The sequence below is a fragment of the Buttiauxella sp. 3AFRM03 genome (genome assembly GCF_003675305.1).
GTDB classification, from domain to species: Bacteria; Pseudomonadota; Gammaproteobacteria; order Enterobacterales; family Enterobacteriaceae; genus Buttiauxella; species Buttiauxella ferragutiae.
The window spans coordinates 155,160-177,639 of sequence record NZ_CP033076.1; the positions used below are offsets into that span (position 1 = coordinate 155,160).

Below are 22,480 nucleotides of genomic sequence, written 5' to 3' on the forward strand. Positions count from 1 at the left end.
CAAAGATGTTAAGCAATATCTATACCAGCGTGGTAAACCGTTCAGTTCTGCGGTGGCAGGCGGTGCGCGGCAAATCTATTGTGCAAAAGTGGGGAAACCTGGTGGTGCAAAGATTTATTCTGCACCATTATTTCCCACAGAAACCAAAGAAGGAGAGGTAGCGTGCGGGATTCCGATAACTGGCAAGACGACCTGATTAACATTGACGACAGCATTACGTTGCACTCTATCCACGAACGTTACGTGGATGAAATCTTTGCGCTGGTGCAGAAGAATAAAGCCTGGCTGCGAATGGCGATGGATTGGCCGCAATATGTTTTGTCGGTTGAGGATTCGCGCAAAATGGCGCAGGGCAACTACCTGTTGCATCATCGCGGTTACGCGAAAATGTTCCTGATATTTCAGCAGCAGAAAATGGTTGGGGTCATTTCGTTTAACCAGATTGAACCCACTAATAAAGTGGCTTACATCGGTTATTGGCTGGCTAAAGACGCTCAGGGGCAAGGGATTATTTCCCGCGCACTACAGGCCGTGGTTGAGAAATATTCCCGCGAAGGAATGGTGCGCCGTTTTGTCATTAAGTGCATCGTCAGTAATACCGCCAGCAACCAAGTGGCGTTGCGCAATGGCTTCACGCTTGAAGGCTGTCTGAAACAGGCCGAGTTTTTAAACGGCGTATTTTATGACCAGAATATTTACGGACGAATCGTGGAACAGGGCGATAGCCTTTCCCGCTCGGCTCAATACACGCCATAAAATGGCGAGCGCGTGACGCGTTGTTCGCCGTTAATATCCTTAATCCCACGAATATGAATCAGTTCGCCTCCCAGACCATCGACCGCCGCCTTATCGTAAATGTTCACGCTATTCTCGATTAACACATTACCGGTAATGCGCGCCTGGCCGTAGATTTTCACCTTGTTGTCGAGCTGAATCGGCCCGCCAATAAGCGTGGCATCATCGAAAATATGCACCTGATGTTTTAATACACAATCGCCTTTAATCAGCGCGTTACCATAAACTTGCGAAGAGTAACGAATAGTTGGGATTTGGTCATCGCCGCGCCCGGCAATAATCCGCGCATTGTCAAACACGCGCGCACAGTCGCAAACCCAAATATTGTTCTCGTCGTTGCCTTCAAGAATGGCGTGGCCGAAGACTTCGGCGCGGTGTTCAATAAAAGCATTGTTGACCAGGGCATTGCCAAAAACTTGCGCCTGATGTACCACGCGGGATGCGTTTATGGTGGCGTTGCCGTAAATTTGCAGCAACTTATTGTCGTCGGCAGTCAACCCACGAACGGCAATCACCTGGCTGCCGTTCAGGATGCGAGCTGCATCGAAAATCCGGCATTCACCGCTGATCAGTGATTGTTCAACGAAGCTTTTACCGCTGACATGGGCCTGGTGGCAAAGGGTAGAGCTGCCATGAATTTGCGCATCCTCAGTCACGCATGAGCCACCGTAAACCACGCTTTCGTGGCCATAAATCCAGCAGTGGCCTTGCTGGCTGAGATTGTCTTCGTTTTCAATCCAGCCCCCAAGTTGCCCGGCTTTAACATCGCTGAAATCGCAAAGTGCGACCACCTGCCAAAGTTTCACCTGTTGTTTTGTGCCATCAACCAGATAATCATGCAGACGTGCGTCACCCGTTAGCTGATACTTGTTCATCCGATGTGCCTCAGTGTTTGTTTCAATCGCTGTTTAAAACGTAGCAGGTAAATCCCCTGGTGGTGTTCTGCTGCGCCATCGCATAAAATGCACCCAAACTAAATTTTAAGATTTAAAATAAATGGATAAATCAGTAACCCGTCCCATGCTCAATCTCCCGGCTGGGTATTTTGGCATTGTGCTTGGTGTCATCGGCATGGGCTTTGCGTGGCGTTATGCCGCCAAAATTTGGTCAGTTTCACCTGCCATTGGCGATGCACTGGAAAGCCTGGCGATGGCTATCTGGCTGGCGTTAGCAGTGGCTTTTATCGTGCGTCTGGTTAAATATCCGCACAGCGTGGTAGAAGAAATCAATCACCCGCTAAAGGGGAGCTTTGTCAGCTTATTCCCCGCAACCACGATGCTGGTTTCTATCGCGCTGGAACCTTACTTTCGCTTTTTGGCTGCTGGGCTGTTTGCCTTCGGCGCGCTGGTGCAACTGGCTTACGCGGCATGGCAAAGTGCGGGGATGTGGCGGGGCAAGCTTCCGGCGGCTGACACCACTCCAGGGCTTTATTTGCCGACGGTGGCAAATAATTTTATCAGCGCCATGGCTTGCGGAGCGCTGGGATATCACGATCTGGGGATTTTATTCTTCGGGGCGGGGGTATTTTCCTGGTTAAGTCTTGAGCCCGCTATTTTGCAACGTTTGCGTAGCGGCGGTGAGTTACCAACCCCTGTGCGTACCTCGCTTGGTGTCCAGCTTGCTCCGGCGTTGGTGGCGTGCAATGCGTACCTGAGTGTCAACGGTGGGCAAGCGGATTTCTTCGCCAAAATGCTGTTTGGTTACGGGCTGCTGCAATTGCTGTTCATGTTGCGCCTGATGCCCTGGTATCTGAAGCAACCCTTTAACGCGTCGTTCTGGAGCTTCTCGTTCGGTCTTTCTGCCCTGGCGACGACGGCGCTGCATTTAAGCCACAGCAGTAATGACGGGCTTTTTAGCGCCATCGCACTGCCGCTGTTTATTTTCACTAATGTTATTATCGGTCTGTTACTGGTGCGCACGGTTGCCTTGCTTTACCAGGGTAAATTACTGTTACGTAGCGAACGGCCTACGAAAAGGACAAATTAAGATGGCTTCTGAAAACTATTACACCGAGAAATATGGTTTAACCCGCACTCACTCTGAAGTGCTGAATGCGGTCACCATCGTCCCACCGGGTAAAACGCTGGATCTCGGTTGTGGCAGCGGGCGCAACAGTTTGTATCTGAATCAAAAAGGGTTTGATGTGACCGCCTGGGACAAAAACCAGATGAGTATCAGCAACCTGAATAAAATTATTGCAGCAGAAGGGCTGAAAAACATCATCACCGATGTGGTTGATTTGAACACATTGGCGTTCGACGGTGAGTACGACTTTATCCTGTCGACTGTAGTGATGATGTTTTTAGAACGCGATACCATTCCTCGATTAATTGCGAATATGCAGCGTTGCACCAAACCAGGGGGCTATAACTTAATCGTTGCCGCCATGGACACCGAAGATTTCCCTTGTACTGTCGGTTTTCCATTTGCTTTTGCTGAAGGTGAATTACGCAATTATTACGCGGGCTGGGAATTACTTAAATATAACGAAGATGTCGGTGAATTACATAAGACCGACGAGCAAGGTAATCGTATTAAATTACGTTTCGCCACTATGTTGGCACGCAAAAATTAACCTATTGGCCACGCGCGGTTTTGTAACACAGTGCGATAGCCATCGTTATCAATAAAGGTACGACCGGCGACATCCCAATAAGGATTAAAACTATTAATGGTTAAAAAACCTGCATTCAGCATTTGCTGGCAGGTTTTTTGCCATAGGATGTTATCTGGATAATAAAGTACCAACAGGTCGTCCACGGTAGCCGCAGGTTCTACCGGGTGGCGGTGGCACACAGTAAACTCAAGGTGCCAGCTTAAATCGCTACGCCCTAGCATGATGCCGCTAAAACCATCATGTTCATCAAAATTCCCCAGTTCTTGCAAACCTAAGCCGAGGCAATACAACTTTTTACTTTCTGCAAGATCGGTAACTGGTCGGGCAATGCGCAGATGAGGGATCATGTTTATTCCTTATTATTTGTCGTAATTATGTATTTTAGATTATACATACAAAAATAATTATTATTTATCTGTGAGTAGCAATAAAATTCACTCTGAAAAGTTTGGTTTTAAACTCATTAGCATTTTTCACCGCTTATTATTCTCCTTTTTATTGCTATAACGCGCTCGCTTACATGCAATCTAAACGGAGGATTAATGAAAACTTCAATGTTTTTAAAAGTAGTCTGTCTTACAGGAATATTAGCGTTAGCGGGTTGTGCTTCTTCTACACCGGAACCTGAAAAATATTCAGGATTCTTAAAAGACTATTCTGGGCTGGAAAAAACTGAAACGACCACGGGCAGAACTATCGTGCGTTGGGTTGACCCTGACTATAAAGGGAGCAATTACGACAGCCTGGTGTATAACCCGATCACCTATTACCCGGAGCCACAACCGAACACACAAATTGGCAGGAAAGTGTTGGACGGTTTGTTGAACTACACCAATACCAAACTTAAGAGTGCTGCCCAAGCGCGCATCCCACTGGTGGCGACATCAGGCCCTCGCAGCCTGATCTTCCGTGGTGCCATCACCGCAGTAGACAGTTCTAAAGAAGGTCTGCAATTCTACGAAGTGGTGCCTATTGCGCTGGTTGTCGCAGGTACGCAAGCGGCGACGGGCCACCGTACTATGAACACCAACCTCTATTTCGAGGCGGAACTCATTGATGCGGCAACGCAGAAAACGGTGATGCGTGTGGTGCGTAAAGGCGAAGGCGAAGATTTAAGCAATGAAAATACGGAGATGACGCTGGATACGCTTAAACAGGTTATTGATGATCTGGCGACAGATGCCTCAACATTTGATACTCAACAGAAATCGTGAATCTAAAGGGAGCCTGGCTCCCTTTTTAATCGCTTTACACCGTGCGTTTGCGCCACGTCAGCAAGTTAAACATCCCCGGTTTCGAGAACATCACCAGATTCCCCAGCAGGATCATCACCAGCCCGATAATCGCATTGCTGTGCCAGATGTAACCTTCATAGAGCGTTGACAGACTAAGCGCGACTAACGGGAACAGCAGCGTGCTGTAAGCCGCCTGGCTGGCACCAATACGCCCGACCAGCGTGAAATAGGCACCAAAGGCAATCACCGAACCGAAAATCGCCAGATAGAACAGCGAACCCAGATAGCGTAGCGTGAACTCCGGCATAAACGAATCCCCACGCAATAGAGCCAGTACACCCATGATCACGGTGCCATAAAACATCGCGTAGGTATTGGTGGACAGAGTCTCCAGCCCGCGGCGCTGATGGCGCGTACTGATCATATTGCCCAGCGAGAAACCAAAAGTACCGAGCGCGCTTAAGCCGATCCCCAGCAGCAACGACGGTGCCAGTTGCGTGGCGACCAGGTCATGCCAGAATAGGGCGACCACCCCAGAAATGCCGAGCACCGCCGCTGGCAGCAAGTTTTTGTGCGGGCGCTGGCGGAAGAAAATCATGCTATTCACGGCGTTAAACAGTACCGCCATGGAGAAAATTACCGATTCCAGGCCGGAGCTGATATACGCGGCGGCATGATAAAAGCAGACGAAGTTAAAGCCGAAAACGCAGCCGCCTTGCAGCATACAGAACAGATGGTCGCGCAGACTGATACGACGCAAGCGCCCCAATGCCTTCAGCACCACCAGCATCACTATCGCCGCCACGGCAAAACGCCAGAAAATAGAAACGGGTACGGATACCACGCCTTGCTGCATATAAATGGCTAGCCACGTTGTACCCCAAATCACTACCACCAAAATATAAAGTAACGCATTCATGTTGTTATCTCCCGAAACGGATGGCGGGAGTATCAGAGAAAGCGCGGGCAGATGCTTTCATGCAGTTGCGGCGCTTGCATATTCTTGCGGTTTTTTTTACCGGAGGGATTGTTAATGGCTGGTAACAGGCTCGCGCACTACTTAAACTGTGACTCCTGAACTTTGATGGCCGCCCGTTATGACCCAGCCGTATCACGCATTTGAAAATCTTCGCCAGCACAACGCGGTGCTGGAAGATAACGTGCAGCTAGGCTCCGGGATTCAACTCTCGGCGTGGTCAAACAGCCTCGATCGTGTGACACAATGCAGCGATCACCATACCTTGAGCATGTATGTGAATGAGGGCTACGAAACCTATCAGAAAACCTCGGCGGGCTGGAAGAATGGCGGCGGGCCGGACCGTTTTTGCCTGATGCCAAAAGAGAGCGAAACGACCTGGGATATCCGCAATCACTTTTCGTTTGTGCATCTGTATTGTACTGATGAGCATCTGCGCAATATTGCCGAGCAAATCTGGGATCGCAGCCCGGCGGCTATCCAGCTCGATGAGAAAATCTTCAGTGATGACCCGCGCATTACGCAGTTATATCGCCACTTTTTATTGAGCAGCGACTGGCAACAACAGGCAAATCATTTGATGTTAAGCACCGCATCGACATTGTTGCTCACCCACCTGGTGCAGACTTACAGCAATGTGCAGTGGCGCTTGCCGAATGTGCGTGGCGGGCTGGCTCCCGTGGTGTTACGCAATATCCAGGCGTACATTGAACAACATCTTAGCGAACCTTTAACCCTGACTGAACTGGCTGTAGAAGCGGGTTTGAGCGAGTTTCATTTTGCGCGCATGTTCAAGCAGTCGACACAACTTGCCCCGCATCAGTATGTGATGCAGCGGCGCATGTTACGCGCCGAAGCGCTGGTGAAAAACAGCCCGTTAACGTTGACCGATATTGCGATGGCTTGCGGATTTAGCTCGGCAAGCCATTTCAGCAATCGCTTTAAAGCCACAATCGGTGTGACACCTTCGCAACTACGCGCGGCGGGAAAGTGAGAACAGCGCGTAACAGATTCCACCCGCTACCAGTCCCCAAAAAGCAGAACCCACGCCCAACAAACTGACGCCTGACGCGGTGACCAAAAATGTCACTATCGCGGCATCGCGCTCCCGTTCGTGGTTTAACGCCTGAAACAAGCTTCCGGCGATGGTGCTCAGCAATGCCAAACCTGCCAGGGTATGAATATAAGCCACCGGGAGTGCGGTGAGTAATGTGGTTATCGAGCCGCCAAAAATACCGGCCAGTAAATAAAATACCCCAGCGGCTGCGGCGGCAAGCCAGCGTTTTGCCGGATCAGGATGAGCTTCGGAACCCTGGCAAATTGCGGCAGTGATTGCAGCAATACAGATTGAAAACACACCGAACGGTGCCAGCAGCAGAGCAATAGCGGCAGTCACGACAATCAAAGGTGAGACGGGAACGTCATAACCCGAAGCTTTTAGCGTAGCGACACCGGGCGCATTTTGTGACGCCATCGTGACGAGGAAGAACGGAATACCGATACCCAGCAAGCTGCTGAGTGAAAAATGCGGAGCCGTAAACTCAGGCATCACCATCGCCACAGGCACGCTGCCGCTTTGCAGATTTCCACTCATCACACAGACCAACAGACCGATAACCATGGCGACCACAACGGCATAACGCGGTGCCCATGCTTTTGCCAACAACCAGCCAAGCAACATGCTCGCGCAAAGCAAAAAATTGCCCTGCAATGAAGTAAAGGCATCGAGGCCAAAGCGCAGCAAAATTCCCGCCAGCATGGCGGCGGAGAGTGTTGAAGGGATGAGGCGCATTAAGCGGGCGAACAGGCCGGTCGCACCACACAGCAGAATCAACAACGAGGAGAAAAGAAAGACGCCAACGGCTTCGTTTAGCGAATGCCCAGGCAGGCTGGTGGCGAGCAGCGCAGCACCTGGCGTTGACCAGGCGGTGAGAATCGGCGTGCGGTACCAAATTGTCAGTACCAGGGTGCTGATACCCATGCCAATCCCCAGCATTGTCAGCCAACCGGCGATCTGCATGGTGTTAGCACCCGCGGCCTCAGCGGCCTGCCAGATGATCGCTGCGGAACTTGCGTAGCCGACTAATACGGCAACAAAACCGGTCAGCACCGTCGGTAACGGAATCGAAATCGAGCGCATCATATCTTCCTTATTGTTGACGGCAAACTATAGCATTACAAACCGTTAACAACAGACCGGATGATATTGAAAAATCTGCAAGATCGTATTCTCGAATGTTGCTGCGTTATTCCGACTTATGCGAAGCATCTCCGAGATAAGCCAGCGCATCCTGGCGTTCCATTGGGCGCGAGAAGAAGTAACCCTGCATATATGGGATGCCACACTGTTCCAGCATATGGCGCTGTGTCTCGGTTTCGACACCTTCAGCAATCACCCGGAAGTTGAGGGTTTTAGACATATCCATCACCGCCTGCACAATAGACAAGCCTTTGTTTTCGATGTGTTGAATAAATGAACGGTCGATTTTAATGTAATCGATATTCATATTCTGGATAACAGAAAGGCTTGAATAACCGGTCCCGAAATCATCGACGGAAAATTTCACACCACACTTCTGCAACTGACTCACTTTATGGTTAACCTGCATTTGTTCAGACTGGAAGATCGATTCCGTCACTTCCAGGTGCAGCAAATGCCCGGGAATAGCCTGCTGTTCGATAACCTGCTTAACGTTATTCACAAAATCTTTATCGTAAAACTGAATCAGAGAAATATTCACGCACATGCAGATTTCGGCGTGGCCCTGGCGCAGCGTCACCAACATTTTGCAGGCTTCTTCCAGAACCCAACTGCCGATTTCGACAATGCGACCGCTTTGTTCCAGCAAGGGAATGAATTCAACAGGCGAGATTTCCTGGTCTTGATAATGCCAGCGTAGTAAGGCTTCAAAGCTGACAATCTGGCCAGCGGAATCAACAATGGGTTGATACACCAGACGCAGTTCCTGGCGCTCAAGTGCGCATTTTAACGCCTCGTTGAGCATGATTTTACGATGCAGATTGTGTTCCAGATTGAGATTATAAAAAGCCATGCGCTCCGGATATTTGCCCTTTTGCGAATACATGGCGATATCAGCCAGTTGGATAAGGCGCGTGACTGAGGTGTCATGTTCCGGGCACACTGAAATCCCAATGGTGGCGTTGAGGGTGATGGTTTGGTCGCCTAAATCTATGGGCTGAGAAAGGGTGGCGGTAATTTTTTGCGCCAGCGCGCGGATCGTCTGATGTCGGTTTTCTTTTACCAGCAAGATAAACTCATCTCCGCCCCAGCGGCACATTAGCGTGTCAGCGGCATTACAGCTTTTTAGCCGCTCACTGATATTCACTAATACGTTGTCGCCAGCATTATGACCGAGCGTGTCATTAATATTTTTAAAACCATCCAGATCGATAAAAAAGATGGCAAAGCCTGTTATATGGTGTTGGTTGAAATCTTGCTCTACACGTTCGACGGCAGATAAGAACGCTGTGCGATTGTATAAACGGGTTAACGAATCTTTATTCGAGATCTCATAAACTTCCTGAGTCCTGATGCGGATAGTTTCTTCCATGCGTGAGACCAGTTTTTTGTTTCTGTAACGTAACAAAATGGCTTCTTTAATATAATTTGCGGAACGTGCTGACGAGATGATCATTATTATCGTGAAGCAAATCCCCAGACCGCCAAGATTAATTTTATATTGTTCGGGCTGCATCATGAGCAAAACTGACATTGGTATCAGGATAATAATGTTGTATATCGAAGCAAGCATGAAATTAGCGGAAAGAATGCTGGTTGCGCCTCCGGCCATGGCGGCCAGAATCACATTGGTAGAGCTGAGTTCTTCGATAGAAAATTGTTGGTAGAAAATGACCGCATACAAGCTCCACATCAACGCGGTGAGCAAACATCCGCAAGAAAACCGCATGGTCCAACTCTTTCTGCTTTTGCCTTCTGGGGTGCTTTTTAACCACATGCGTGTATCAACAACTCGAACGGCGAGAATAGCTGTCATCACCAGCCACCAGATGACTTTTGCATGCAGATTATTATTGGTGAAAGTGAAGGCAAGGGTAGTGGCCGCAATAAAGGTAATCAGAATGCCGGGTAATGAGTTGCTGTAGAGCAACCGGACACCTTCTGATTGATAGAGCTTTGAGTGTTCGAGGTTTTTTGTCATTTTCAATTATCTTAACTCTGTCATTCATTTAGCTCCCACATAAACAGACCTAATATGATAACTCATGGTAATTATTTCCATTGTGAGTATAAATTATATCAATATCTAGTACAGCATCTTTAGCTAATTCAGTGTTATTACTGCGTGTGTTAAGCCCTGGAGGAAAAAAATCGCAGCGGAGGAGGCGGATGCACCATTTTCTATGGGTTGCGCAGCTCTTTGCATACGTGCCCAATCTGACTACAATGGCCGCCTTTCGCCCATAACACAGAAAACAAATTCACTATGCGCCTGCACGCCAATCATCTCGAATTACTCAGTCCTGCCCGTGATACCGCCATTGCCCGTGAAGCCATTTTGCATGGTGCGGATGCGGTTTACATCGGTGGGCCTGGCTTTGGCGCTCGCCATAATGCCGGTAACAGCCTGCAAGACCTTGCAGAACTGGTGCCGTTTGCCCATCGTTATGGGGCGAAAATTTTCGTTACGCTCAACACCATTCTGCATGACAACGAACTCGAACCCGCTCGTCATATGATCCACGACCTGTATCAGGCCGGTGTCGATGCGCTGATTGTGCAGGACATGGGCGTGATGGAAATGGATCTGCCGCCGATTGAAATTCATGCCAGCACCCAGTGCGACATTCGTAGTGTAGAAAAAGCGAAATTCCTTTCTGATGTGGGTTTCTCGCAAATCGTGCTGGCGCGTGAATTGAACCTCAAACAAATTCGCGCTATCCACGAAAACGTTGATGCCACCATTGAATTCTTTATTCATGGTGCGTTGTGTGTGGCGTATTCCGGGCAGTGTAATATCTCCCACGCCCAGACAGGGCGCAGTGCAAACCGTGGTGATTGCTCCCAGGCTTGCCGTTTGCCGTACACACTTAAAGACGATCAGGGCCGCGTGGTGGCCTATGAAAAACATCTGCTGTCGATGAAAGACAATGACCAGAGCGCCAACCTGGCGGCGTTGGTCGATGCTGGTGTGCGTTCCTTCAAGATAGAAGGGCGCTACAAAGATATGAGCTATGTGAAAAACATCACCTCGTATTACCGTCAGTTGCTGGATGAATTAATGGAGCAGCGCACCGATCTGGTTCGTGCTTCTTCGGGCGTGACCTCGCATTTCTTTATTCCTTCGCCGGACAAAACTTTCCACCGTGGTAGCACCGACTATTTCGTTAACGAGCGCAAAATCGATATCGGCGCGTTTGATTCACCGAAATACATCGGCCTGCCAGTGGGCGAAGTGCTGAAAGTCGGCAAAGATTTCCTTGATGTGAATGTCAGCGATTCATTGACCAACGGCGATGGCCTGAACGTGCTGATTAAACGTGAAATCGTTGGTTTCCGTGCTAATACCGTAGAGAAAACCGGTAAAAATCAGTACCGCGTCTGGCCAAACGAAATGCCGGAAACCCTGAAAAATGTGCGTCCGAACCATCCTCTGAACCGTAACCTTGACCATAACTGGCAGCAGGCGTTGACGAAAACGTCCAGCGAACGCCGGATTGCGGTAGATATGGAGTTAAGCGGTTGGCAGGAACAATTGGTTCTGACGATTACCAGTGAAGAAGGTGTGAGCGTCAGTAAAACGCTGGAAGGGCAGTTCGAAGTGGCGAACAACCCAGAAAAGGCTTACGGCAGCCTGCGTGACAGCCTGGCGAAACTGGGGCAAACCATGTACCAGGCACGCAAAGTTGACCTGAATTTGCCTGCCGCGTTGTTTATTCCCAATAGCCAGCTTAACCAGTTGCGCCGTGAAGCTATTGACGAACTGAGCGAAGCGCGTTTGCAGCAGTACCAACGCGGCAGCCGTAAAGCGGTGAGTGAGCCTGCGCCAGTTTACCCTGATGAACACCTCACTTTCCTGGCCAACGTTTACAACCACAAAGCGCGTGAGTTCTATCAGCGTTACGGCGTGAAATTGATTGATGCGGCGTATGAAGCGCACGAAGAAAAGGGCGAAGTGCCGGTGATGGTAACCAAACACTGTCTGCGTTTTGCCTTCAACTTATGCCCGAAACAGGCAAAAGGTTCGGTGAAAAGCTGGAAAGCCACCCCCATGCAACTGGTGCATCAGGATGAAGTGCTGACGCTTAAATTTGACTGCAAGCCGTGCGAAATGCACGTGATTGGCAAAATGAAGAATCACATTCTCAAAATGCCTTTGCCGGGCAGCGAGATTGTGGCGTCCATTAGCCCAGACGACTTATTGAAGACGATGCCGAAACGCAAATAAACATTGTTGGATGACGCTGCGTTTATCCGACCTGGGTGACTGATTCTACAATGGTTTTGTAGGTCGGATAAGCCTAAGCGTCATCCGACATTGGCTGCTTAACTCTGCGCCCGCAACTGGTCAATCATCCAGCGCCCTGCGGGCCCAGGTGGCGTTTTATTCGACCACAACACATCCACGTCAATACGCTGCGGCCAGCCTGCAACCGGCAACTCTTGCAAAACATCGTGACCAAACTGCTCGACCAGCCAGCGCGGCAAAATCCCCCAACCAAAACCTTGCTCCGCCATCTCCAGCAGCATCAGTAATGACGGTGACGACCACGTCGGGCCGCCGCTTTTGTTGCGCGTCGGGTCGGTAAAAGTACTCAAACTGAGCTGACGCACGGTTTGCAGGGTGTCCATCTCGACGGCAGGCAAGCGGGCTAACTCATGCTGGCGGTGAATAAAAATCGCCATCTCAGCACCGACCTGCAAACGAGCCACCGTGACATCCACCGGATAACGTGGCTGCACACGCAATACGCCAACGTGGGCGCGGCCAATCTGAATCAGGTCGATAACGTCTTCATCCTCGGCAATCAAACATTCAAACTCGATATCCGGAAAGCGTTGCGAAAAACGTTGCAGGATTGACTCGTGGTGTGCGGTTTGCCACACATCAGACAGCACGAAACTCAGACGCGGTTCGACATCGCCCGCCAGGCGTACCGAGACTTCATTCAGCCGCTCGCTGGCCACCATAATTGACTGGATGTACGGCAAAACATGTTGCCCTTGCGCAGTTAACGTGGGCTGGCGACTTTGGCGGTCAAACAAAATCACCCCTAAATCGGCTTCCAGATTGGCAATCGCAGCACTCACCGTCGACTGGCTTTTCTTGAGCTTACGTGCCGCTGCAGAAAACGATCCGGTTTCGACTGCCTGCAAAAAGGCTTCTAGGGATTCGGGAGAATATTTCATTATCTATCGCTTTTATCGATGGTTACTAACTTCAGTCTATCAGTAATAGCGATGATAATACGCCGCATAGCCATATTGCTTGATTTTTCTGGAGTGAGTTTTATGCAGTCTCAAAAAAGAACATTTGCCGAGCGCGTCGTGCATGCGGTGGGTTTTGAAGTGATCGCCATTGCGATTTGTGCGCCGCTGGCGGCGTGGATCCTGAACAAGCCCTTATTCCAGATGGGGGCGCTGGCCATCATGCTGTCTACCGTCGCTATGGTCTGGAACATGATTTATAACGCCGGGTTCGATAAGTTTTTCCCGGTAGGGGAAAAGCGTCGGCTGCCGCTGCGCATCGCCCACTCGCTGGGCTTTGAAGGAGGCTTTATTTTGATTGGCCTGCCGCTCGCCGCCTGGATGCTCAACATTTCATTGCTGCAGGCGTTTATGGTCGAGATTGGTTTCTTCCTGTTCTTCCTGCCGTATAGCGTAATTTATAACTGGGGCTATGACACATTGCGTGGCCGCTGGTTTCAGCCGCAGGCGGCTTCCACAAAATAGTGCAAATGGCGGGAGGCGCTAGCGTCATCCACCATTTACGCCAGTTTCGTCGGAAGACGCTGCGCTTTTCCGACCTACGAAAGCGCGATACCGCCTGTTTTGCGCGCCACAATAAACAGCCGTGGGAACAACATCAGCACATTGCCATCGTGTTGTGGCGGATAGGCTTGCTGTAAAAGCGCGTGGTAACGCTCGAGAAATGCCTGCTGCTGAATGTTATCGAGTTTGGCGAGGTACGGACGCAAACCGGTCGAACTGAGCCAGGCAATAATTGCTTGCGCAGACGGCATGACGTGGAAATAGGTGGTGCGCCAGATATCCACGCTGCAACCTGATTGCGCCAGCAAATCGTAATATTGTTGGGAGGATAACAACGCCTCACGTCCGGAATCTCCGTACCCTAGTTCAGCCGCCACCTGGCGCATCAAGGTGTGTGTCGGCTCTTGCCAGTTATCCGGCATCTGTACCGCTAAAACCCCGTTATCCGCCAGTTGTGCCGCCAGGTGCGGGAACAACTGAGCATGGTCACTTAACCACTGCAAAGACGCATTCGCATAAATCACATCTTGTTTTATTGTGGGCTGCCAGTGCGCCACATCAGTATTTTCAAACTGGCAATCAGGCAGTGCCGCGCGGGCTTTTTCCAGCATTGCCGGAGAGTTATCGACCCCCGTCACGCTTGCACGTGGAAAGGCTTTGCGCAGTAACGCGGTGCTGTTCCCTGGGCCACAGCCTAAATCAGCTATGTGTTGCGCGGCAGGGTGTTGGATGCGGGCGGCTAACTCGGCTGCCGGGCGGGTGCGCTCTGCTTCAAACTGCAAATAAAGGGCGGGATTCCAGTCTCGCATGGGCTTCTCCTGAGGCTAAAATTGCATTGAGCGATGTGATGCTTTAGGAAATTGTATATATCCTGGATTACACCAAACTGTTGTAACGTAGTCGATCAAACCAGGTAAGGAAAACCGTAATGAAAGTGACACGCAAGCAGGAAAAAGTCATCCGGCATACGCTTGAAGGCTGGCGCGAAGAAGGGGTGATAGATGAAACCGAGCAACAGCGCCTGCAACAAAATCTTTCGCTACAGCTTTTTGACTGGCAGCACCTGAGCCGTTACGCCTTCTGGATTGCGCTGGCCTGCGCCATTATCGCTATCGGAAGCCTGGTCGCCGACGAATATTTGATGGCGTTGCTGTTCAATTTTGGCTACTTCACTCGCGCTATTATTCTGGCGTTAATTTCCGCCGGGTTATATTTCTGGAGTTTTCGTCGCCAAAAAATCACGCCTGAAAAGCGCTATAGCAACGAAGCGATTCTGTTTATGGGCGTGTTGTTCACCGCGTTATGCCTGTCCCAGGTCGGCATGGCACTCGACACCGGCAGCGGTAACGTCGCGCCACTGTTCTTGCTCGGCTGCGCAATCTATGGCGCCATCGGCTATCTGGGGCGTTCGGGGCTAATCTGGCTGTTTTGCCTGCTGGCAGCCTGCTATTTACTGAAACCCCTCTTGCAGCAGCGAAATCTGTTTAACACCAGCAAAGCGATGGGCTTGTTGTATCTGTTTATCGCGTTATGGATTTTGTCGATCTTTGGCAATTACGACTTCGATATCTGGCAGAGCGTGCGCCAAATTGAACTGCTGCACTGGTCGCTGCTGTTTGCGCTCGCGGCACTGGCGTGTATCTGGATTAGCCTGAAAACCGACGACGGCATGCTGCGAGGTTTTGGGTTAACCTTCCTCGGGATTAATCTTTACACGCGCTATTTCGAACTGTTCTGGGACGGCACCAATAAGGTGATTTTCTTTCTGTTACTGGCCATCTCACTGGCGCTTGTCGGGCGCTATGCCGAGAGAATTTGGCGAGTGGGGGAAGCGGGAAAGTCACACTGAGACTGTCTTTTCTCCTCATCTTTTGCGAGGATAGCGCCAAATTTCGGCTATTAGCAAAAGGGTAACAAAATGGCTAAGCATCCTACGGGCAAGCATCTGCGTGCGCCAATCGTGTTCAACGACAAAAACGTGTTGGTTTATGTGGTGCGCGGTTCAAAAATTGAAGATATGCCAGCAGACGAAGATGAGGACTATCCAGGCGATATGCAGATGCTGATGCCGCAGTTGTCAAAAGAGTTTGATACGGAGTTAAACGAAACTCTGGAAGAGTGCGGGTCGGGCGATGTGATTGTCTTTATGTGTACCACTGACATGATTTTTGAGTACGGTTACTCGAAGATTAAAACCATGCGCAGTGCTTAAACTATTGCCTGCCTGATAAAAGAAAACCCCGGTGGATTACCGGGGTCACTAGACAGGTGTTGTCGGATGGCGCTAGCGCTTATCCGACCTACGAAAAGGTTTAGCATCAGTCTCGGTTTGTTCTGCGGTTACTTAGTGCTGATAAAAAATCTCACCTTTCATAGCGCGTAAAATTTTCCCTTCCGCGTCGCTAATCAACACGTAGTTGCCGCCCATGTACGTCCAGTGGCTACCCGCTTCCGGGGCTGGCAGGTTTCTGATTTTCCAGGCATCAATCTGATAGGGTTTAGTACGGTACAGATCCGGTACGATGTCGCCAATTTTGAATGGCTTATAATCGGCATGGAACTCGGTGATTTCATAAGAGTTTTGTGGTGCAGGGGCCGCAACCGGAGCCTCTGCAGCAGGAGTTGCAACCGGAGCATCTGCTGCCTGAGCGGTCAACGCCATAGGTAAAGAACCGGCCATCAGGGCCGCAGAAAAAAACCACACATTCAATTTACGCATATCTACTCCAGATAAATTCATCTGCTGAACTAATAAAATAATGCCGTTATCTCTATCACGTTGTTTAGCGTCAAGTAATCATTTTTTCGTTACCTGAAGTAAATGCTTTGCGGTATGCCGCGGGAGTGGTCGACAGCTTAGCGCGGAAATGATGGCGCAATGTGGCGGCACTGCCAAAGCCGACACGCTCAGCAATGTCGTCGATGGACAACGTGCTGCTTTCCAGTAAATCACGGCAGCGTGTCAGGCGCATGTTCAGCAACCAGCGTGAGGGTGTGGTGCCGGTAGTCGCGGCAAAACGGCGCAAAAAAGTTCTCGGGCTCATGCCGATAAACGCCGCCAGTGACTCAACGGTATGCTCATCGGCAAGATGACTTTGCAAAAAATCAAATAGCGGGCTGAGGCGCTGGCTTTCATAAGCCGCAGGTATCGGTTGTTCGATAAACTGCGCCTGGCCGCCGACGCGATGTGGCGGCACGACAAGCCTGCGTGCCACGCTGTTGGCGGCAAACTGGCCGTAATCACGCCGCACCAGATGCAAACTCAAATCAATGCCTGCGGCACTGCCAGCGGATGTCAGCACCGAGCCATTATCGATATACAACACATCCGGCATCACCTGAATATCAGGATAACGTTGCTGCAGCTTTTCGGTATAACGCCAGTGCGTTGAGGCCTGTAATCCATTGAGCAAACCGCTGGCTGCCAGCACAAACACACCGGAACAAATCGACATAATCCGTGCGCCACGCGAATGTGCCGCACGTAATGCTGTGCAGAGTTCTTCGGGAACCGGTGCGTCGGCACCGCGCCAGCCTGGTACAATAATGGTTCCGGCCTGTTCCAGCAGAGAAAGCCCACCATCCACCGCCAGGCGAATGCCACCGGTCGCTCTGAGTTCACCAGGTTCAATACCCGCCACCGCAAATCGATACCAGTTATCGCCCATTTCCGGACGCGGCAGGCCAAACACTTCCACTGCCACACCAAATTCAAAGGTGCACAGGCCGTCATACGCTAGTGCAACAACAAGAGGGTTTTGCAAAGGTGTATCCCGAACGATTGTCATGATCTTCACGTTATCTGTCATTTCTGCCATACGTCAAGCTACACGCTGCGCTCTATAGTGAGATCTCACCACTACGAGGAGGTTTTATGAGTCACGTTACTGATTTTCCCGCTGCCGCCCCAGAAATTGCCGCCGCTCATTTTCTTCAGCGCCTGAACCTTGAAACTGATTGCGATGATGTACACAGCGCGATGAAAGAAGGGGATATGGATTTTGTGCTGCTGCATGTTGTCGGCAGCCCTGAAGCTTATGCCCGTCGCCACATTGCTGGAGCGCTACATTTGCCGCATCGTGAAATATCAGCTGAGCGCATGACGCAGTGGCCGGCAGATACCTTGTTTGTGGTTTATTGCGCCGGGCCGCATTGCAACGGAGCAGACCGCGCGGCGCTAAAATTAGCGCGCCTGGGGCGTCCGGTGAAAATAATGATTGGTGGGATTACCGGTTGGGCAGATGAAGGATTTAGCTTCGCCTGAGCGCGGAATTTGCTATCCGTGAGGCGAGAAGTGAGTGTAATCTTGCCATCACTTTGTCATGTCTAAAGGAAGTCACAATGTCGATTTACAGTGAAACTAATGCGCAGTTCATTCTTGGTTTAACCAATTTGTCGGCCATCCTTGAGAAGGCCGCCCGGTGGGCGAAAGAGAACGGCAAATCGGAAGAGAGCCTGCTTACGGCAGCACTTGCAGAAGACATGTATCCGCTGGTGCGCCAGGTGCAAATCACCACCGATATGGCAAAACGTGCCGTTGCACGCCTCGGCCGCGTTGAAGCGCCAGTTATGGAAGATAACGAAACCACGATTGCGCAGCTTCAGGCGCGTATCGAGGCCACCATCGCGTTCATGAAAGGGATTAGCGATGCGCAACTCGATGGTGATGACGAGCGCCAAATTGTGGTGATGGCACGCGAGCACGAACTGCGTTTCACCGCGCGCAACTACGTGTATAAATTTGCCACACCAAACTTCTATTTCCACTTCACCACCGCCTACGACATCCTGCGCCAGGCGGGCGTGCCGTTAGGCAAACGTGATTTTGTGGGCCAAATCTAATCTACCTATACCCTAAATAATTCGAGTTGAGGAAAGGCGGCAAGAGAGCGAATCCCGATGAGCTTAGTCAACTAAGTGAATTGGGTGAGCGAACATAGCCAACGCATCATCAACTCGAAGTATGACGGGTATTGTTAGCTCAGCCGATAATGGCGATTTGGGCGCAACTTCTCGGGCAGATGCTCATTCTCATCCATATCGTGTAAATCCCGCTCAATGGTGTTGCAGATGGCATCCAGCGGCAGGTCATTGTCTTCGGTGCCAAACGGCTCCTCCAGTTCTTCTGCCAGCGTGTCGAGCGAAATAAAGGTGTAGGAAATAAACACCGACAAAAATGGTGTCATGTAGTGCAGGTCGGTGACCAGTGCAAACGGCAGCATGATACAAAACAGATACACAGTGCGATGCAGAATCAGCGTGTAGGCGAACGGGATTGGCGTACCGGCGATGCGCTCACAACCTCCGGCTACCGCCGAAAGATCGTTAAGATGATGATTCAAAGCGCTCCACACCACGTCGGAAATTAAGCCTTGTTTGCGCTTATCGGCTAACCAGTCTCCCATCAACAGCAATACGCGATTACAAGGTGCGTGGCTTTGTATCACCCATTGTAAGTCATCATTGGTGAGGAATTTTTTCAGTGTTTCTTCAGGCGGGCGTTTACGCAATGTCAGCCGCAGAGCATGGCTAAACGCAATCTGCAAATTCACAAACTCCGTGACCTGGTTTTCATGGTTGCCCAGCAGGCTTTTGATCTCGCGTAATAATGAGCGCTGAGTAATCGCCAGTTGCCCCCACAGCGTACGGGCTTCGTTAAAGCGGGCGTAACAGACGCTATTTCTGAAACCCAAAAATATCGCTATCGCCACGCCGAGAATACTGAAGGGCGCGATGGTGAGTTTTATACCGAGCGTTTCATACCACGGTAGAAAGAAAATCACGCTGATCGACAACGCGACATTCAGCAGCAGGCGCGAATAGATTTTTTGTAGAACCGAACCATGCCAGACAAATAAGCGGAATAACCAGTGTTGCTGCGGACGAACAATCATAATCAGGAGGCTCAAAAACAGGACATCATATTTAACGGCAAACTGTGACGCAGATCAACTTACACTTCACACTGGGTTAACAACATGAATTATTTTCAATAACCATGAAAGATCTTCGTTTGTCCTCAAGTCGCGCATCTGCCATTCTCCGTTACATAATATGGCCGTCCAGATGGCTAAATATTCAAGCCATGAATTATCACCTCGCTAAATTAGTTAGCCAGGTCAGCGGAGAAATCACATGCCACACTCTTTGCCACATCGCGCGCCATTCCGTGCCGACATTGTCGGTAGCTTCTTACGCCCAGCCACCATCAAAAACGCCCGTCAGGCATTTGCTGCCGGTGAGATTGACGCCACTCAGTTGCGCAAAGTGGAAGATGACGCCATCCGCGCATCAGTTGAGCAGCAATGCGCTTGTGGCCTGCATGTGGTGACGGATGGCGAGTTCCGCCGCACCTGGTGGCATTTTGACTTTTTTGACGGTCTGCAAGGTGTGGAGCGTTATGAATCTGAGCAGGGCATTCAGTTCAACGGCGTGCAAACCAAAGCGCACAGCGTGCGCGTCATCGGTAAACTGGGTTTTGGTTCGCATCCGATGCTGGAAGATTTCCGCTATCTGAAAAGCATCAGCGGTAACGCAGTGCCGAAAATGACCATTCCAAGCCCGAGTGTGCTGCACTTCCGTGGTGGCCGCAATGCCATCGACAGTACGGTATATCCTGATTTAAAAGAGTATTTTGACGATCTCGCCACCACATGGCGTGATGCAATTCAGGCGTTTTACGCCGCAGGCTGCCGCTATCTGCAACTTGATGACACCGTGTGGGCCTATTTATGTTCCGACGCCCAGCGTGCAGAAATCCGCGCTCGCGGTGATGATCCAGACCAACTCGCACAGATTTATGCGCAAGTGCTGAATAAAGCGCTGGAAGGTAAACCGGACGATTTGACCATCGGCCTGCACGTTTGTCGCGGTAATTTCCGTTCAACGTGGATTTCAGAAGGGGGTTACGAGCCAGTTGCGCAAGTGCTGTTTGGCAGCGTGAACGTCGATGCGTTCTTCCTTGAATACGACAATGATCGTTCGGGCGACTTTGCACCGCTGCGCTTTGTGCGTCCGGGTCATCAGCAGGTGGTTTTAGGTTTGATCACCACCAAGAATGGTGAGCTGGAAAACCCACAATTGATTGAAGACAGAATCAAAGAAGCGGCGAAATATGTCGATATCAACCAAATTTGCCTGAGCCCCCAGTGTGGATTTGCCTCCACCGAAGAGGGCAATAGCCTGACGCCTGAGCAGCAGTGGAATAAAGTTCGTCTGGTGACGGAGCTTGCCCAAAAGGTGTGGTAAACGGTTTTGTCGGATTCGGTGTTGTAGGGTGGATACGCGCTTGCGCGTCATCCACCACTTTCACAATACTTACGCCAGCTTAAACACCGCTACTGTTTCATTTAGCGCCTGTGACTGCTCTTTTAGTGACATCGCCGCAGCGGAAGCTTGTTCCACCAACGCGGCGTTCTGCTGTGTTACCACATCCATTTGCACCACGGCCTGGTTGATTTGCTCAATGCCACGGCTCTGTTCACCGGTAGACACCGCAATCTCTTCCATCAAACTGGTCACTTGCTTAATCGCGTTAGAAATACGCTGCATGCTTTCGCCTGCACGGTTCACCAGGTTGCTGCCAATATTCACCTGCTCGCCAGACAACTCAATTAACTCTTTGATCTCTTTGGCGGCCACGGACGAACGCTGCGCCAGGTTGCGTACTTCAGATGCGACCACGGCAAATCCACGCCCTTGTTCGCCAGCCCGCGCGGCTTCTACCGCTGCATTCAGCGCCAGGATATTGGTCTGGAAAGCGATATCTTCAATGATGCTAATGATATTGTCGATTTTGCTGGAGCTGGATTCAATATTACGCATTGAATCAATCACATCGCTGACGATTTCATTGCCGTCATTAGCCGCAACCAACATGCCGCTTGCCAGTTTATTGGCCTGATGTGAATGGTCAGAGGTCAGTTTCACCGTAACGGTAAGCTGCTCCATACTGGCCGCCGTTTCACCCAGTGATGCCGCCTGTTCTTCGGTTCTGGCAGACAAGTCGGTATTGCCTGCGGCTATCTCTTCAGAGGCGTAAGCCACGGTCTGGCTCGACTCACGTACCTGGCCGATAATACTCGCCAGCGAAACACGCATTTGCTCCAGTTCGCGCATCATCGCGCCAATTTCATCTTTGGCGGTGGCGACAATCGGCGTATGCAGCATGCCGTTAGCAATTTCCGTACAGTGTGATTTCGCCTTATCCAGCTCGTTCAATACCCGTTTTTTCAACAGCCAGAATACTGCGCCAAGAATTACGGCGAACAGCAGGGCAAAAACAGCGATGCTCATCAGGCTCTGATTGAAACTGGCCTGCGCATCCTGGTTTAATTGCTGGGCGTGCTGTTGACGAAATGCCAGCAGTTTATCCAGCGTCACCTCAAATTGCCTGTCGAGTTGTGGCAGTGTAGACGTCACCAGAGCGCGAGCTCGCGCGGCATCGTTGGCTTTCACGGCATCAAGCAACGGTTGCAAACCTTGCTCGCGATAGTTAACAAATGCACTCTGATAAGCATCGCTCAGCACTTGTTCACCTGGTTGTTTCGGTGCATCAAGATATGCCTGAAACGCAGAGTTGGCCTTCACCAACACCCCCTGCGCCCCGGTGAGTGCGGTATTCCCTTGCTCACTCAACCCTTGCTCATGTTCTTCTAACGCTTCCATAGCGCGAACACGCATCGTGCGGCTGTGGTTAATAGGGTCAATGACCGATAACACCACGCGGATCTCGCGGTTGACGTTATCCAGAGATTGATTGCTACGAGTTAATGACCAGATGTTGGATGCAGTGCTAACCAGAAAAATAATCAGTAATGTACTGAAAACTAAAATCGAAAAACGCCTGACGGACATGCGATACCCTTATGTTGAAAAAATAATCT

At 50.5% G+C, this 22,480-nt stretch carries 23 protein-coding genes; 12 read left to right on the forward strand and 11 right to left on the reverse strand.

Going from position 1 to position 22,480, the window contains the following annotated elements:
• The first annotated feature begins 162 nt into the window (after positions 1 to 162).
• A complete protein-coding gene (rimL, locus tag D8682_RS02000; RefSeq protein WP_121813364.1) occupies positions 163 to 756 on the forward strand; it encodes a 50S ribosomal protein L7/L12-serine acetyltransferase in 594 nt (197 codons plus the stop codon).
• On the opposite strand, the gene ydcK is transcribed toward rimL, so the two are convergent.
• Positions 741 to 1,670: a YdcK family protein gene (ydcK, locus tag D8682_RS02005; protein ID WP_121813365.1), complete on the reverse strand. Its 930-nt coding sequence runs from the start codon at positions 1,668 to 1,670 to the stop codon at positions 741 to 743. The genes rimL and ydcK overlap by 16 nt on opposite strands.
• 121 nt (positions 1,671 to 1,791) lie before the next feature.
• Here ydcK and tehA point away from each other — a divergent pair, with 121 nt between their 5' ends.
• On the forward strand, positions 1,792 to 2,781 hold the full coding sequence (gene tehA / locus D8682_RS02010) for a dicarboxylate transporter/tellurite-resistance protein TehA (RefSeq protein WP_121813366.1): 990 nt from the start codon (positions 1,792 to 1,794) through the stop codon (positions 2,779 to 2,781).
• Position 2,782: 1 nt separating this feature from the next.
• The gene (gene tehB / locus D8682_RS02015; protein WP_273694545.1) at positions 2,783 to 3,370 is read left to right on the forward strand and encodes a tellurite resistance methyltransferase TehB; all 588 of its coding nucleotides are present in this window, start codon (positions 2,783 to 2,785) and stop codon (positions 3,368 to 3,370) included.
• Here the strand turns inward: tehB and D8682_RS02020 are convergent.
• Positions 3,367 to 3,759, reverse strand: coding sequence for a VOC family protein (locus tag D8682_RS02020; protein ID WP_121813367.1), 393 nt, complete (start codon positions 3,757 to 3,759; stop codon positions 3,367 to 3,369). The two genes, tehB and D8682_RS02020, sit on opposite strands and share 4 nt — an antisense overlap.
• 195 nt (positions 3,760 to 3,954) lie before the next feature.
• Here D8682_RS02020 and D8682_RS02025 point away from each other — a divergent pair, with 195 nt between their 5' ends.
• A complete protein-coding gene (locus D8682_RS02025) occupies positions 3,955 to 4,626 on the forward strand; it encodes a DUF3313 domain-containing protein (protein WP_121813368.1) in 672 nt (223 codons plus the stop codon).
• A gap of 34 nt (positions 4,627 to 4,660) precedes the next feature.
• Here D8682_RS02025 and D8682_RS02030 read toward each other — a convergent pair whose 3' ends face one another.
• Complete coding sequence (locus D8682_RS02030; protein WP_064547086.1) at positions 4,661 to 5,566, reverse strand: DMT family transporter; 906 nt, start codon at positions 5,564 to 5,566, stop codon at positions 4,661 to 4,663.
• Between the two features lie 178 nt (positions 5,567 to 5,744).
• Between D8682_RS02030 and D8682_RS02035 the strand changes: the two genes are divergently transcribed.
• A complete protein-coding gene (locus D8682_RS02035; RefSeq protein ID WP_064547084.1) occupies positions 5,745 to 6,617 on the forward strand; it encodes a helix-turn-helix domain-containing protein in 873 nt (290 codons plus the stop codon).
• Here the strand turns inward: D8682_RS02035 and D8682_RS02040 are convergent.
• Entirely contained in the window at positions 6,597 to 7,763 is a 1,167-nt protein-coding gene (locus tag D8682_RS02040) for a benzoate/H(+) symporter BenE family transporter (protein WP_064547082.1), read from the reverse strand. The two genes, D8682_RS02035 and D8682_RS02040, sit on opposite strands and share 21 nt — an antisense overlap.
• 106 nt (positions 7,764 to 7,869) lie before the next feature.
• Positions 7,870 to 9,804, reverse strand: a complete 1,935-nt coding sequence (locus D8682_RS02045; protein WP_121813369.1) for a bifunctional diguanylate cyclase/phosphodiesterase — start codon at positions 9,802 to 9,804, stop codon at positions 7,870 to 7,872.
• A 285-nt stretch (positions 9,805 to 10,089) separates the two neighbouring features.
• Here D8682_RS02045 and D8682_RS02050 point away from each other — a divergent pair, with 285 nt between their 5' ends.
• Entirely contained in the window at positions 10,090 to 12,051 is a 1,962-nt protein-coding gene (locus D8682_RS02050; RefSeq protein ID WP_121813370.1) for a U32 family peptidase, read from the forward strand.
• Between the two features lie 98 nt (positions 12,052 to 12,149).
• Here the strand turns inward: D8682_RS02050 and D8682_RS02055 are convergent, their stop codons facing one another.
• Entirely contained in the window at positions 12,150 to 13,013 is an 864-nt protein-coding gene (locus tag D8682_RS02055) for a LysR family transcriptional regulator (RefSeq protein ID WP_121813371.1), read from the reverse strand.
• A gap of 102 nt (positions 13,014 to 13,115) precedes the next feature.
• Here D8682_RS02055 and D8682_RS02060 point away from each other — a divergent pair, with 102 nt between their 5' ends.
• Positions 13,116 to 13,556 (forward strand): multidrug/biocide efflux PACE transporter, encoded by a 441-nt coding sequence (locus D8682_RS02060; protein ID WP_064547074.1) that lies wholly within the window; start codon positions 13,116 to 13,118, stop codon positions 13,554 to 13,556.
• 74 nt (positions 13,557 to 13,630) lie between these two features.
• Here the strand turns inward: D8682_RS02060 and tam are convergent, their stop codons facing one another.
• Positions 13,631 to 14,404: a trans-aconitate 2-methyltransferase gene (tam, locus tag D8682_RS02065; RefSeq protein ID WP_121813372.1), complete on the reverse strand. Its 774-nt coding sequence runs from the start codon at positions 14,402 to 14,404 to the stop codon at positions 13,631 to 13,633.
• Positions 14,405 to 14,523: 119 nt separating this feature from the next.
• Here tam and D8682_RS02070 point away from each other — a divergent pair, with 119 nt between their 5' ends.
• Together D8682_RS02070 and D8682_RS02075 are read left to right on the forward strand one after the other, a co-directional pair.
• Complete coding sequence (locus tag D8682_RS02070; RefSeq protein WP_121813373.1) at positions 14,524 to 15,444, forward strand: DUF2157 domain-containing protein; 921 nt, start codon at positions 14,524 to 14,526, stop codon at positions 15,442 to 15,444.
• Between the two features lie 69 nt (positions 15,445 to 15,513).
• Complete coding sequence (locus D8682_RS02075; RefSeq protein WP_064547068.1) at positions 15,514 to 15,807, forward strand: hypothetical protein; 294 nt, start codon at positions 15,514 to 15,516, stop codon at positions 15,805 to 15,807.
• Between the two features lie 132 nt (positions 15,808 to 15,939).
• Here the strand turns inward: D8682_RS02075 and D8682_RS02080 are convergent, their stop codons facing one another.
• The gene (locus D8682_RS02080; protein ID WP_064547066.1) at positions 15,940 to 16,314 is read right to left on the reverse strand and encodes an RcnB family protein; all 375 of its coding nucleotides are present in this window, start codon (positions 16,312 to 16,314) and stop codon (positions 15,940 to 15,942) included.
• 70 nt (positions 16,315 to 16,384) lie between these two features.
• Positions 16,385 to 17,404: a transcriptional regulator FtrA gene (gene ftrA / locus D8682_RS02085; RefSeq protein WP_202914396.1), complete on the reverse strand. Its 1,020-nt coding sequence runs from the start codon at positions 17,402 to 17,404 to the stop codon at positions 16,385 to 16,387.
• A 65-nt stretch (positions 17,405 to 17,469) separates the two neighbouring features.
• On the opposite strand from ftrA, the gene D8682_RS02090 reads away from it, so the two are divergent.
• Positions 17,470 to 17,859 carry a rhodanese-like domain-containing protein gene (locus D8682_RS02090; RefSeq protein ID WP_121813374.1) on the forward strand — a complete coding sequence of 130 codons (390 nt, stop codon included), beginning with the start codon at positions 17,470 to 17,472 and terminating at the stop codon, positions 17,857 to 17,859.
• Between the two features lie 77 nt (positions 17,860 to 17,936).
• Positions 17,937 to 18,437 carry a DUF1993 family protein gene (locus tag D8682_RS02095; RefSeq protein ID WP_121813375.1) on the forward strand — a complete coding sequence of 167 codons (501 nt, stop codon included), beginning with the start codon at positions 17,937 to 17,939 and terminating at the stop codon, positions 18,435 to 18,437.
• A 134-nt stretch (positions 18,438 to 18,571) separates the two neighbouring features.
• Here the strand turns inward: D8682_RS02095 and D8682_RS02100 are convergent, their stop codons facing one another.
• Complete coding sequence (locus D8682_RS02100; protein ID WP_121813376.1) at positions 18,572 to 19,489, reverse strand: bestrophin family protein; 918 nt, start codon at positions 19,487 to 19,489, stop codon at positions 18,572 to 18,574.
• 241 nt (positions 19,490 to 19,730) lie between these two features.
• On the opposite strand from D8682_RS02100, the gene D8682_RS02105 reads away from it, so the two are divergent.
• Positions 19,731 to 20,843, forward strand: a complete 1,113-nt coding sequence (locus tag D8682_RS02105; RefSeq protein ID WP_121813377.1) for a cobalamin-independent methionine synthase II family protein — start codon at positions 19,731 to 19,733, stop codon at positions 20,841 to 20,843.
• 69 nt (positions 20,844 to 20,912) lie between these two features.
• Here the strand turns inward: D8682_RS02105 and D8682_RS02110 are convergent, their stop codons facing one another.
• Positions 20,913 to 22,451 carry a methyl-accepting chemotaxis protein gene (locus D8682_RS02110; protein WP_121813378.1) on the reverse strand — a complete coding sequence of 513 codons (1,539 nt, stop codon included), beginning with the start codon at positions 22,449 to 22,451 and terminating at the stop codon, positions 20,913 to 20,915.
• Positions 22,452 to 22,480 lie beyond the last annotated feature (29 nt).

What these genes read in the sequence shown, in the direction of transcription:
- ydcK (WP_121813365.1), bottom strand. Translation starts at nt 1,670, where the DNA reads ATGAACAAGTATCAGCTAACGGGTGACGCACGTCTGCATGATTATCTG.
- tehA (WP_121813366.1), top strand. Translation starts at nt 1,792, where the DNA reads ATGGATAAATCAGTAACCCGTCCCATGCTCAATCTCCCGGCTGGGTAT.
- tehB (WP_273694545.1), top strand. Translation starts at nt 2,783, where the DNA reads ATGGCTTCTGAAAACTATTACACCGAGAAATATGGTTTAACCCGCACT.
- D8682_RS02020 (WP_121813367.1), bottom strand. Translation starts at nt 3,759, where the DNA reads ATGATCCCTCATCTGCGCATTGCCCGACCAGTTACCGATCTTGCAGAA.
- D8682_RS02025 (WP_121813368.1), top strand. Translation starts at nt 3,955, where the DNA reads ATGAAAACTTCAATGTTTTTAAAAGTAGTCTGTCTTACAGGAATATTA.
- D8682_RS02030 (WP_064547086.1), bottom strand. Translation starts at nt 5,566, where the DNA reads ATGAATGCGTTACTTTATATTTTGGTGGTAGTGATTTGGGGTACAACG.
- D8682_RS02035 (WP_064547084.1), top strand. Translation starts at nt 5,745, where the DNA reads ATGACCCAGCCGTATCACGCATTTGAAAATCTTCGCCAGCACAACGCG.
- D8682_RS02040 (WP_064547082.1), bottom strand. Translation starts at nt 7,763, where the DNA reads ATGCGCTCGATTTCGATTCCGTTACCGACGGTGCTGACCGGTTTTGTT.
- D8682_RS02045 (WP_121813369.1), bottom strand. Translation starts at nt 9,804, where the DNA reads ATGACAAAAAACCTCGAACACTCAAAGCTCTATCAATCAGAAGGTGTC.
- D8682_RS02050 (WP_121813370.1), top strand. Translation starts at nt 10,090, where the DNA reads ATGCGCCTGCACGCCAATCATCTCGAATTACTCAGTCCTGCCCGTGAT.
- D8682_RS02055 (WP_121813371.1), bottom strand. Translation starts at nt 13,013, where the DNA reads ATGAAATATTCTCCCGAATCCCTAGAAGCCTTTTTGCAGGCAGTCGAA.
- D8682_RS02060 (WP_064547074.1), top strand. Translation starts at nt 13,116, where the DNA reads ATGCAGTCTCAAAAAAGAACATTTGCCGAGCGCGTCGTGCATGCGGTG.
- tam (WP_121813372.1), bottom strand. Translation starts at nt 14,404, where the DNA reads ATGCGAGACTGGAATCCCGCCCTTTATTTGCAGTTTGAAGCAGAGCGC.
- D8682_RS02070 (WP_121813373.1), top strand. Translation starts at nt 14,524, where the DNA reads ATGAAAGTGACACGCAAGCAGGAAAAAGTCATCCGGCATACGCTTGAA.
- D8682_RS02075 (WP_064547068.1), top strand. Translation starts at nt 15,514, where the DNA reads ATGGCTAAGCATCCTACGGGCAAGCATCTGCGTGCGCCAATCGTGTTC.
- D8682_RS02080 (WP_064547066.1), bottom strand. Translation starts at nt 16,314, where the DNA reads ATGCGTAAATTGAATGTGTGGTTTTTTTCTGCGGCCCTGATGGCCGGT.
- ftrA (WP_202914396.1), bottom strand. Translation starts at nt 17,404, where the DNA reads ATGACAGATAACGTGAAGATCATGACAATCGTTCGGGATACACCTTTG.
- D8682_RS02090 (WP_121813374.1), top strand. Translation starts at nt 17,470, where the DNA reads ATGAGTCACGTTACTGATTTTCCCGCTGCCGCCCCAGAAATTGCCGCC.
- D8682_RS02095 (WP_121813375.1), top strand. Translation starts at nt 17,937, where the DNA reads ATGTCGATTTACAGTGAAACTAATGCGCAGTTCATTCTTGGTTTAACC.
- D8682_RS02100 (WP_121813376.1), bottom strand. Translation starts at nt 19,489, where the DNA reads ATGATTGTTCGTCCGCAGCAACACTGGTTATTCCGCTTATTTGTCTGG.
- D8682_RS02105 (WP_121813377.1), top strand. Translation starts at nt 19,731, where the DNA reads ATGCCACACTCTTTGCCACATCGCGCGCCATTCCGTGCCGACATTGTC.
- D8682_RS02110 (WP_121813378.1), bottom strand. Translation starts at nt 22,451, where the DNA reads ATGTCCGTCAGGCGTTTTTCGATTTTAGTTTTCAGTACATTACTGATT.